At 54.5% G+C, this 11,056-nt stretch carries 7 protein-coding genes and 3 pseudogenes; 8 read left to right on the forward strand and 2 right to left on the reverse strand.

Going from position 1 to position 11,056, the window contains the following annotated elements; all coding sequences use genetic code 11:
- Positions 1 to 135 precede the first annotated feature (135 nt).
- Positions 136 to 684 (reverse strand): annotated as a pseudogene (tnpC, locus tag NKH19_RS32115) (IS66 family transposase); the annotation flags it as partial.
- Positions 685 to 1,227: 543 nt separating this feature from the next.
- Between tnpC and NKH19_RS32120 the strand changes: the two are divergent.
- The 8 genes and pseudogenes from NKH19_RS32120 to NKH19_RS32155 all read left to right on the forward strand — a co-directional run bounded on the left by NKH19_RS32120 (position 1,228) and on the right by NKH19_RS32155 (position 10,825).
- Positions 1,228 to 1,797 (forward strand): SET domain-containing protein-lysine N-methyltransferase, encoded by a 570-nt coding sequence (locus NKH19_RS32120; protein ID WP_352983722.1) that lies wholly within the window; start codon positions 1,228 to 1,230, stop codon positions 1,795 to 1,797.
- Between the two features lie 374 nt (positions 1,798 to 2,171).
- Positions 2,172 to 3,431: a diaminobutyrate--2-oxoglutarate transaminase gene (gene ectB, locus NKH19_RS32125; RefSeq protein WP_352983725.1), complete on the forward strand. Its 1,260-nt coding sequence runs from the start codon at positions 2,172 to 2,174 to the stop codon at positions 3,429 to 3,431.
- Positions 3,421 to 4,263 carry a 2OG-Fe(II)-dependent halogenase WelO5 family protein gene (locus tag NKH19_RS32130; protein ID WP_352983728.1) on the forward strand — a complete coding sequence of 281 codons (843 nt, stop codon included), beginning with the start codon at positions 3,421 to 3,423 and terminating at the stop codon, positions 4,261 to 4,263. Before ectB ends, NKH19_RS32130 begins: the two co-directional genes overlap by 11 nt.
- Positions 4,264 to 4,877: 614 nt before the next feature.
- Complete coding sequence (gene tnpA, locus NKH19_RS32135) at positions 4,878 to 5,351, forward strand: IS66-like element accessory protein TnpA (RefSeq protein WP_352983731.1); 474 nt, start codon at positions 4,878 to 4,880, stop codon at positions 5,349 to 5,351.
- Positions 5,332 to 5,685 (forward strand): IS66 family insertion sequence element accessory protein TnpB, encoded by a 354-nt coding sequence (gene tnpB, locus NKH19_RS32140; RefSeq protein WP_352983734.1) that lies wholly within the window; start codon positions 5,332 to 5,334, stop codon positions 5,683 to 5,685. Before tnpA ends, tnpB begins: the two co-directional genes overlap by 20 nt.
- Before the next feature lie 54 nt (positions 5,686 to 5,739).
- Positions 5,740 to 6,950 (forward strand): annotated as a pseudogene (locus NKH19_RS32145) (IS66 family transposase).
- A 1,018-nt stretch (positions 6,951 to 7,968) separates the two neighbouring features.
- Positions 7,969 to 9,324, forward strand: coding sequence for a CapA family protein (locus NKH19_RS32150; protein ID WP_352983736.1), 1,356 nt, complete (start codon positions 7,969 to 7,971; stop codon positions 9,322 to 9,324).
- A gap of 76 nt (positions 9,325 to 9,400) precedes the next feature.
- Entirely contained in the window at positions 9,401 to 10,825 is a 1,425-nt protein-coding gene (locus tag NKH19_RS32155; RefSeq protein WP_352983739.1) for an amidohydrolase family protein, read from the forward strand.
- Between the two features lie 25 nt (positions 10,826 to 10,850).
- Here the strand turns inward: NKH19_RS32155 and NKH19_RS32160 are convergent.
- A pseudogene (locus NKH19_RS32160) lies at positions 10,851 to 11,056 on the reverse strand (hypothetical protein); the annotation flags it as partial.

Below are 11,056 nucleotides of genomic sequence, written 5' to 3' on the forward strand. Positions count from 1 at the left end.
AGCTGAGTTGGCGAACGACCACGAGAGATCGTGTCGGGGGTGGCAGGGTTCTCATGTTGCGCCTCCGCGATGGTGAAACCATCCGAAGAGCCTCGCCGGAAACGGCGTTCGATCAAGAGCTTGTGCAGCTCAAGCAGCGCGGCAAGCGATACGCGCGGGGGAGCCCAGGTCCATCGCCGCGCAGCGCACGTGTGCCCAGCAGAAGGCGAGCGTGACGCCACTCTTTTCGGCCAGCACGCGATAGCCGCCATAGCCGTCGACCTGCAAGATTCCGCCAAATCCTGCGAGATGAGCGATCGGCCGCTCGGCCTTTCGGTCCGGCGCATAGACATAGGCGACGCCCGGCGGGTCGCTCCCCTCCCATGGTCGGTCATCGCGGGCATAGGCCCAGAGCTGCCCAGTCTTGGTCTTGCCGCGGCCGGGATCGAGCACCGGCGCCGTGGTCTCGTCAGCGAAGAGTTTTGGTGAGGTCTTCAGCTTGCCAAGCAGCCGCTCATGCACCGGACGCAGGTGCCAGGCGGCGCGGCCGACCCAGTCGGCGAGCGTGGAGCGATCGAAATTCATGCCTTGCCGGGCATAGATCTGCGCCTGACGATAGAGCGGCAAGTGATCGGCGTATTTGGAGACCAGCACCTGGGCGACCGTTGCCTCGGTCGGAAGACTACCCTCGATCAGCCGCGCCGGCTCCAAATCGTTCGACTTAAGCGTAAACTCTGAAATCGTCATATGTCGAAGCCCTCAAAGGCTCCGAACATCGTCCTTCACGCCGATCCCCGAAAGGTGCCGTCGGAACATCGCTTACCATGGAGGGAAGGGAACCCCAACATTAAACTGAGTGGCAAAGGTCGACGTCAGACTTCATTTTGCCGGATGGATTGAGGTGCGACCGATGGCATTGTGGTTCTCCGACAAGCCAGCATAGACAACTCCGATCCACTTCCGACATTTTGTGTGGGGTTTGTCGGGTCCGCCACACCGTTTGGCAGCCTTTTTCATGTGCTGCATCGACAGAAATGGCTGAACAGCAACGAGAAGACTCTTGTTTGAGCTCGTGTCAGCTGAATTGGCACACATATTGAATGTTCTTCGTTGCCGAACCGGTACCTCCAGCCGCCATCGACAGGCGCCCGAAGGTCCGAAACCTGCTCGCGACAATATTTCTGGTTCTGAGGTCAGAAATAAGCGGAAAGCCTTAGGTCCTTCATTCCTATAGAAAGTATGACTGCAATGTCAGATAAGAGAAAAAAGAAACGTTATTCTATATTGGACGATGACGCTGAATGCGCAAGAATAATCAATGGGCGAAACGTAAAAATCGCGTATGCGGGAATCGACAGAGGGCGCGGCGTCTTTTCTTCCCGTAATTTCCTTCCTGGAGAGGTAGTCATGATTGGGTTAATCGACAGATTTGAGGAAGAGAGGACGATATATAGCATTCAAACTGACTGGAACGTTCATGCTACATTCGAGGAGCCCGTTGTCCTCTCGAATCATTCTTGTAATCCAAATCTAGCGATCGTGCCCAACCGATTTGGCGCCTATGATTTTATTGCTATTCACGAGATCGCTCATGATGTCGAACTGACGTGGGATTACGCTACCACTGAATTCGATTCGATTGCGGTACAAGTTTGTCTTTGTTCCTCGAAAAATTGCCGAGGTGCAGCTGGGGGGTTCTCCACGTTGCCTCCTGATCATCCGATGCTCTCGGCGGGTTTTTACGCTCCCTATCTCCAACGACCCTCGGGACGCTTTCCGAGGGGGATAGGAACGTTTGCAAGTTTGGTTGGCTCCTAGAGCACGTCTTGTGATCGATGGATCGATTTGTGATGTGACAGCTCTGATTCGACTTCCACCTCACGGCAGATGCCGTTTTCGGTGCTGCCTGACAACTCTAGAAACGAGCTACGTGTAAACGCATTCACCGAAGGTATCGGCATGCAGAGCAACGTGACGACGCTGGAGGTCTCGGAGTGCATGTGAGCAGCAGAGGAGCCAGCGCAGGGCCGGTCTGAAGTGCATCTGTGCGGCAGACGAAACGCAGCGCCAGGATCCGACCCAACCAGATTTCGCTCGGACTGTTTTAGTCTTCCATGTGAAAATGAAGATCAACCAGCCAAGGCATTTAATCGCTCTCTCGTTGAACGGGACGCCTACAGAGGAACCCTAAAATGAACACCGACGCTTTTACTGCTCATGAGTCCAACGTTCGTCGCTACGGGCGGTCGTTTCCTGCAGTCTTTACGAGGGCTCTTGGGGCGACAATTTGGGACGAGGCCGGTAATCCTTATATCGATTTCCTCGTAGGGTCCGGCGCCCTCAACTACGGACACAACAACCCAAATATTATCACCCCAGCAATCGAATATCTCGGTGGCGAGAACATTCTGCTATCTCTCGACATGTATACGGTGGCAAAGCGTGAGTTCATTGAAACGTTTGTGGATTCAATCCTGAAGCCCAGGGGACTTTCCTACAAGATACAGTTTCCTGGGCCGACCGGCACAAATGCTAACGAAGCGGCGCTAGCGCTGGCGCGAAAATATACGGGCCGCTCGAGCGTCATGGCGTTCACAAATGCGTTCCATGGCATGTCGCTCGGGTCTCTGGCGGTTTCAGGTTCGGCTTCGACTAGGGAATTGGGCGGTGTTGCTCGCCACGATGTGATCCGTGTCCCCTACGACGGATACCCGAACCAAGATTTCGATTCCGCGAGCTACATAGACTTCGTATTGGGCGACCCAGGCAGCGGCATTGAAAAGCCTGCGGCAATCATCCTAGAGACCATTCAGGCAGAAGGCGGCATGAACACTGCATCTGTTGCTTGGCTCACGGAAATTCAGCGCATTTGCCGCAGGCACGGTGTTGTTTTGATCGTCGACGATATCCAGGCGGGGGCGGGACGAACGGGCGAGTTCTTCTCATTCGAGTTCGCGGGCATTGATCCCGACATCATATGCCTTTCAAAGTCCCTCAGCGGATCAGGCAGCCCGTTCTCCATTGTTCTGATTCGGCCCGACCTGGATATTTGGAATCCCGGAGAACATAGCGGGACGTTCAGAGGCAACAATCTCGCCTTCGTGACTGCAGGGGCGATGTGCAAACTGTGGTCCGACACGCAGTTTACTGCAGGCGTGGAGCGGACAGCCGTCAAACTGCAAAGACATCTTGACAGCCTCGTTGCGAAATTTCCCACGTGCATTGAACAAAAGCGCGGCCGCGGTCTGATGGCCGGCCTCAAATGCCGTTCACAGGCCGTTGTCGGCCGTGTGCACGATATCGCGTTTAAAAACGGCCTGCTGATTGAATCTTCAGGACCAAATCGCGACGTCATCAAAGTCCTCCCACCGATAACCATCACCGATGACGAACTCGATCAGGGCATCGCCATCCTTGAGCTCGCACTAAAGGAGCAAGCCAATGGAGACTAATCAAGTTTCCCAAGCCCCAGCGCCCTCGCCAGTTGCGATCAGAGAACGAACCGGTTCGATCAGCACCGCGGACATCGTCTCAGTCCTGAAAGGTGAGATCACCGCTCTGCACATCAGGCAAGCTTTCAGTACGGAAATAGCGGAAGAAATCACCGCGAAGTTTGTTGACAGCACCGGTCTCAGGGAGCGCAAAGATGGCGTCCCCGGACAATATGTCGGCGCATCCCACTACAGGAAGGATGCAGCGACGTATTTCGCAGAGTCAGAAACTGCGCGACCCTACGTCGATGCCCTTTTCGGCAATTTGGTTGATCCCGTCCGAGCACTGTTTGACGCGTTGAAGCGCGAGCTTCACAAACAGGGCATTGAATTGCGGTTGGCTCGCTCCGAGCACAGTCAGGCTAATGTTTGTCGCGCTCTCAGTTGGTCTGGCAGCGGCACGTTCTCCTTGGACCCCCACGACGACGTCGCTCAGGTGTTATGTGCTGGGAACGATTACGAGCTTTCTGCGGTGGCGCACAACACCGTCGCAGCACTCAACTTCTATCCCAGCATGCCCGGGGAAGGTGGCAACCTGCGGCTCTGGAGCCACAAGCCGACAGTCACCGACCGAAAGTCTCAAGGTGTAGAGACTACGGGCTATCCCTACTCGGCAGCCTATCTCGAGGGCGTTCCTTATCGCGACTTCCAGCTCAGGGCCGGGGATATCGCCCTGATCGATGGCGGTTTCGTTCACGGGGTCACCGGTCAATCGGGCAACGGAAAGCGTCGCCTGGTGCTGAACAGCTTTTTCGGGTTTGCGCGGCCAGATCTAGTTCTCTGGTGGACCTGACGTTGAAGGTCGCCGGCCGCTAAGGTGTCGCATCCATAGTGGGGGAGGCCCTTCAGTCACAGACCCTCGCGCTGATGGAAGGCCGACATTGTCATCATGAACCTCTTGGCGCTTCAGATGCTACCGGTCCCCGACACTGCCCGCGTCACTGTTGCCGACCTGAATGTTGGCAGAACCCAACGCTCCATTGTCCCCGTGCGAAGGCGAATAGCATCGCGAGATGATGCTGAGCGAGGCAGTAGCAACGCGACGGCAACGTCCGGGTGGGCACGCTGGCAATGTATACGTCGTTGGAAAAGATATGACGCTAACTGCGTCAGCGTGCACCGCCGCTCGCCTTCAATCTTCCCGATCTTGCATTATATATCGCATCCCGCCGCCAGGAGATTACATGTGGTAACGACTCATGCAGCAGCTAATGTAGAGAAACCACAAATGTATGAACAGCTTCTTAATTCATTAGTCGACAGTCTAGTGAAATAAGTATGGCTTTCTTGAATGTGTTTGATGTAATCTATTACTGTTAATACTTCGTAATAGCAAATTTCTCGCACCTTTTGCTGTTGAGTGCTCATGATGCATGAGGTGTCCACCAAAAAGGTGGACACCTTGTGATGGAAGAAGATAATCGGAAACTGCTGGTAAGGCTTGTTGGTCGGAACGGGCGACGCCGATACGAGCCTGCATCGAAGGACCGTCTTGTCTCGGCCTGCCTTGAGCCTGGCGTGTCGGTATCGAGGCTCGCGCTCGAACATGGGGTCAATGCGAACCTTCTTCGGAAGTGGATAAAGAAGCGCGCGGAGACCCAGTCCCTCCCGCCGTCCCCGCCACCTGCGTTCATCCCGGTTCAGATTGAAAGCACTTCCGATCGGGCCTTGCTGCGACAGAGCAGCATGGCTGCGGTGGATTTGCCGGAGACTTGCGATGGGGTGCGTTGGTCGGCATCGAAAAGGACAGCGCATTTGTCCTCTCCAGCCAAGGTGAGCGCGTCACTGCCGAACGGCGTGACGTTGACGCTGGAATGCGGTGATGTGGATGCGTTGACGGCGACCATCGGAGCACTGGGTCATGTTCAGACTGGGCGCTGACCTGAAAGTCTACCTGCACCGCGAGCCGATCGACTTCCGGGCCGGCATCAACAGCCTTGCGGTCCTGGTCCAGGAGACGATGGCGCTCGATCCGTTTGCTCCGGCGGTTTTTGCGTTCTGCAATCGCCGTCGCGACCGGATGAAGCTCCTGTTCTTCGATCGCTCGGGCTTTGTGCTGGTCCTGAAGCGGCTGACCGAGGACAAGTTCCGGTGGCCGCGCCGGGAGGCAGCGGTGGTCACGCTTACGACCGAGCAATTGCACTGGATCCTCGATGGCATCGACATCGATGCGATGGTCCGCCATCCGGTGCGGCAATATCAGGTTGTCGGTTGAGGGCTCTCGAATTGAGCGATTGACGCGGCAGCATGCTTTCGATTCAAGAATCTGGTGAATCGACCCGGCGAACCGACCGTTGAAGAGTTGATGGCGCGTATTGCTGCGCTGCAGGCGCAGAACCGTCACCTCACCGAACGCGTCGTCAAACTCGAGGAAGAGCTGGCGCTTGCACGACTGCATCGTTTTGCGCCGAAGAGCGAAAAGCATATTGACCGCCTCTTCAATGAAGCCGAACAGGCCGCGGATGAGGACGCCGCCGACAACAAAGATGGCGGCGTCGTTGTCCTGCCGGACACGGGCTTGCCGGCGGCCGAAGGGGCGACGGGAAAGAAGCGCGGCCGCAAGGCCTTGCCGGAAAGCCTGCCGCGCGAGCGCGTCGAGTATGACCTTCCCGACGACCAGAAGGCTTGTCCTTGCCGCCGTCATCAGATGCATGGCATGGGCGAGGCCGTTACCGAGCAACTTTATATCGAGGGGAAGGCGAAGGTTTTGCAGAATGTGCGGTTAAAATATGCTTGCCGCCATTGTGACCGTACCGGCATCAACACGCCGGTCGTGACCGCGCCGATGCCCGCACAAACCTCGCCGGGCAGCATCGCCACGGCTTCGACGCTGGCCTTCGCGCTCGTTCACAGATACGTGGACGGCACGCCGCTCTACCGCCTGCCAGGCCTTCGAGCGCGCGGGTCTTCCTGTCAGCCGTGGCGCTCTGGGCTACTTGGTGATCGGCTCCAGCGAAAAGCATCTCTCCCGCATCTATGACACCCTGACGCTGCGGCTCAGATCGCAGCCCTCATCCATGGCGACGAGACGACGTCGGGTTGAAAGGCAGGCGCGGAGCGAAATCCCCGATGACCGCGACACGCGAGATCACTGCATTCGCCGCTTCCGCCAGCAACATAGTGTCCTCATCCTCCATGCTCTCAAGGCATGGCTCGACGACATCGCCCCAAAAGTCTTGCCGGACAGCAAGCTCGGCAACGCCGTCTCCTGCACCCTGAACCAATGGGGATATCTGACTCGTTACACCGAGGACCGGCAGCATGCCGATCGACAATAATCTTCTCGAGCGTGACATTAGAATCTTTGCCACTGGCCGGAAAAGTTGGCTGTTCAGCGATACCGTCGACGGAGCCACGGCCAGCGCCGTCATCTATAGCCTGATGTTGACCTGCCGCGCCTGTGGCGTCGAGCCGTTAGCGTGGCTGCGCCACGTCCTCACCGAATTGCCTCAACGCAACGAGGACGCGAACGTCTGCTAACGGAGTCATTTTCGCCTAAGTTTATATCTCACTAGCGTTATGAAAGCGCAACATAGAAAAATAAACCATAGATTTTTAAATATTAATCACATTTATAAAGCACAAACACCGAAACGTGAAGATCTATTAAAGTACTAATGTACGGAGCATCGGATATCCTCAGCCTGGTTCTTTGAAAGATTGGGTCCTTAAAGGGGAGGAATGCCTTTACGGCTTGACATAAATGTGTCGGGTCGGCAGCCTAAAGATGGGCGAGATGGTGCGCTCCCCTTTAGAGGTGCCTTGGCGAAAGCTTCCATCCCCACGTGTGTCGGCGCGGCCGGCTGCTTATATACTGCGGAGATTTGGGCGAGAGTAAAACGCGATTAAATAGAGCCGAACCATCCCGATCTCATGCACAGACCGGGAAAGCATCGGCTCAGTCTCCGACGGTTTTTTGATCATCTCACTCGTAGATGACAACCATATGTAAAGTGAATTTGACGCAAACCGCGGAGGAACGATATCGAGCTAGCTAAGAAGAATTGTCAGCGGCGTTCATGGTGAGTTCCGCGCGCACCAGAGACCGGTTTGAGAGCCTCGGGTGTATACATCAGTAAGTGCACGTAGAGTGATGTCCACGCAAATCCGTGTTAATCCGAAAGGACATGAGTCTCAAATGGCGGCGTCGATGCAGCCTGATCGCCGGCTGAAAACGCTCTGACGACCGGCGTGCTATTTTGGCTAGCGCACGCCGCAGTTGCATCCGGCCGGCTTCTGAAAGAGAGCCGACATACAGCATCTGCATAAATTGGCATGAGGCAAGATGGCGTATGTTGCGACGCTTTGGAGCGCTGGACCAGGCCGTTTCCGCCCCCCACGGAGAGGGACCCTTGGCGACGTCAAACAGCTGCTCGGTCGCGTTGTGGGCCTTTGCTGCCCCAAAGTCGGCTGCAACCACACCGAATGATCGCCAGAGGCGCGTTAACTCCACCTATCACAGAAACGAACGCCACCCAGAATTTTGTAGGAGAGTGGAATGCCGTATGTTCTTCCAACCAATCCGCTCGAAGATTGCCCGGTCTCGCCCGAGATACAAGAAGCTATCCAGAAAGCAAGGATCTTTGGATGGTGGGACTTCCCGCTTGATGATGTTGGAGTCGATGAACTTGAGTTCACTGATAACGATATTGCCTATTGGCATTACACGAGCGGAAATCCTGTTACGAGAACTAAGCGGCAAGTGTCTGAGGCTATCTTCAAAGACAATGCCTCTATAGTAAGATTGCCCAAGGGGTTCAAGGCGAAACAGTCCCTTACCTTGGGGGGCGCGGGAGATCTGATCAGGGCGAATGGCTTGGAACAATCCAAAGACATTCTCTTCGAAGGTATCGAAGATATACTATTTAGGAAGGACGTACTGATCAGCAACTACGAGTCGGTGGTTGTGGACGAGCAGGTGGCTAAGAATTACGCGGTCGATGGGAAATCCTTCATCATGTGTTGCAGTGAAGCGCAGTACAAAACTCTTACAGGCCATAAGGGTCGGTGCTTCGACATCCTCAATGTGGCAAACAATCACTCACTCGACATGGGTTGCCAAGCGCTGTCTCTAACGCAGAACCTTATGGAGCGGGACGGGATCGTGGATATCGGCGCGCCCCGCACGCCAGAGGAATATGGAAGAGCCAAGGTATTCAGCTGTAACGGGATCCGGCTTGGGCTTGTGTCCGTCACGTTTAGTCTGAACGGACTACCAGTCCCCGAGGGCAAGGATTTTCGAGTCCACACTTCAAAGTTGATGTCTAGGCATGTCCCAACGGACCTGACGTTACTGCGTGCGCAGATCCAAGACTGCAAGGAGAAAGGATGCGATTTCATAATTGCGTCAATCCATTGGGGGGTCGAATTTGAATTCTTTCCACGGCTCCGACAAATTGAAGCCGCTCACTCGTTGATTGAAGAGGGGGTGGACTTGATTCTCGGTCATCATCCGCATGTAATCCAGCCCGTCGAGTACTATCGTACAAAGAGGGATCCGAATCGCGTTGCGGTCATTGCTTACTCGCTTGGAAGCCTGACTTGGGGATGGTATACGGATCCTCACCTTATCCTCAGCTTGGTGGTGAACTTTGGTCTTGCGAAAGGACGTCACGGGAAAGAGACCAAGACCTACATCGAGAGTGCCGCGGCGATCCCAGTCTTTCGCAACATCGTGCGCGATGGGGACAGGGCGCTAATGCGGATCGAGAAACTATGGGATCATATCAGTCTTGACGACCATGATGCGTCGAGCATTAGGAAAATGAAAGAATATTTCGACCTGGCTATGGGGGGTTGTTCGACAAAGGCCCACAGTTCGCGTCCTGTTAATATCGGCGGTTCTCCGGTATAACTTAACCTAAACTGGGAACGGATGACTGGCTGGCCCGCGCACGGCTGCAGCCAAAGGTGCTGGGAGATTCGAAGTCATGACCGCAATCGAAAGCGAAAACGAGTCTCATCGTCAAGCCGCCGGCGAGGTGTCAGATTCCTCATGCAAATTGAAACATCTACCTTTGTTTCTAAAGCGGCAGCATCCGGAATTCGAGAAGCTTTTCGAAGTTATCGATGCATTGCCGCTTGACGATACGCATTGTCATCTCATTACCGACCGCGATGCTATAACTAGCCCGAAGAGATTCGTAGAGCGGATTTCCTTAGGAGGCTTCCCGTTCCCAGCCTATTTTCCCGAGGGTGTCTATGAGCAATGGGTTAATGGGGATGAAGCGGCCAAATTCGCACTAGACAAGAAGTTCGATATACGGTCAAAAGTCGATCAGATGATATATCACTTGTCGCAGAGCATTTTCATAAAGTTCCTGGTCAAAGAAATGGCCCAATTTCTTGGCTGCGAACCAAGGCTAGAGACAGTAATCGAAGCTAGAAACGATCGCAGTAAAATCTATTGGTCCTATGTCGGCAGTCTGTTTCGAGATGTCAACTATGAAAACGTCATCCACGATACCGGCTTTATGGACGGAGCAGGTAACCGTGAGATTGATACCTTCGAGAGGGCAATCGAGCCATGTCGATCTCATCGTGTTGCCAGAATCGAAGCGATCCAAGATGAGTTTTTTGGAATGGACATCGGCTTTGAAGAATTCGAGGCGAAGTACACCGCGCGATTGTTAGACGTACTAGACGGTGGCGGGAACTACGGAAAAAAATCTGTCGGCATGAAGTCATACCTTCTTCCTGACATCGGATTGATACGTCCACTATACGATAAAAGCTTGGCAGAGAAGTCATGGATTGCTATGAGGAAGTCTCTTTCTGTACGTTCGAAAATGGAACGTGAAGGAGCTGCAAATATTACGAAAGATCTTTGTCGGTATACATTCACTTTAGCGTTAGAGGAGTGTTTGAAGCGTGACTTGCCGATGCAGATCCACACCGGCGACGGTGAGGCGCCTTATGTCATCCTACGCAACCAAGATCCTTTCTATCTTGAGGAAGTCGTTCGCTTCGATAAAGACAACATGATGCGGATGCCAAAGATCGTTCCTCTACACGCGGGATACCCGTCCGTGGGTAAGGCTGCTTGGTTGAGCCACCTATACCCAAATTGTTACTTCGAGTTGTCAATCATGACGCCGTTCATACACCAAAGCCTTTACGAGCGTTACAAACAGGTCTTGGAAGTCGTTCCAATGTCTAAGATTCTTTTTGCCAGCGACAATTTTCATGTTCCAGAATTGTTTTGGATAGCTGGCAGGTGGGGCAAACGATATCTCTCGCAGGCACTAACTGATTGCGTAGTAGGAGGCAGTCTCACGTTTGAGGAAGCAATAGAGGCGGCCCGCATGATACTGTATAAGAACAATCGCGCGCTCTACAAGTTGTCAGATGCCTGAGGGCGGAAGCGATGGATTTCTCCTAGTCCTTGTCCAGCCTGCGGCATCGAACCAGCCATGCGAATGTGGGCTCCACGAACCAGCGGGGCGGCAGCGGCGTTGCCGGACCGAACTTTAAGGGGACGACCAAACCGGGCCGCTCGACGGCCCCGCTTGCGGTTCGTCCCAGATCCTCGTCGATCACCTCTACTTTGCGGAATCCCCAGCGCCGCGCGACCTCGACAAGCTCAT

The organism is Mesorhizobium sp. M1338 (assembly GCF_040318045.1).
In the GTDB taxonomy this organism is placed as follows: domain Bacteria; phylum Pseudomonadota; class Alphaproteobacteria; order Rhizobiales; family Rhizobiaceae; genus Mesorhizobium.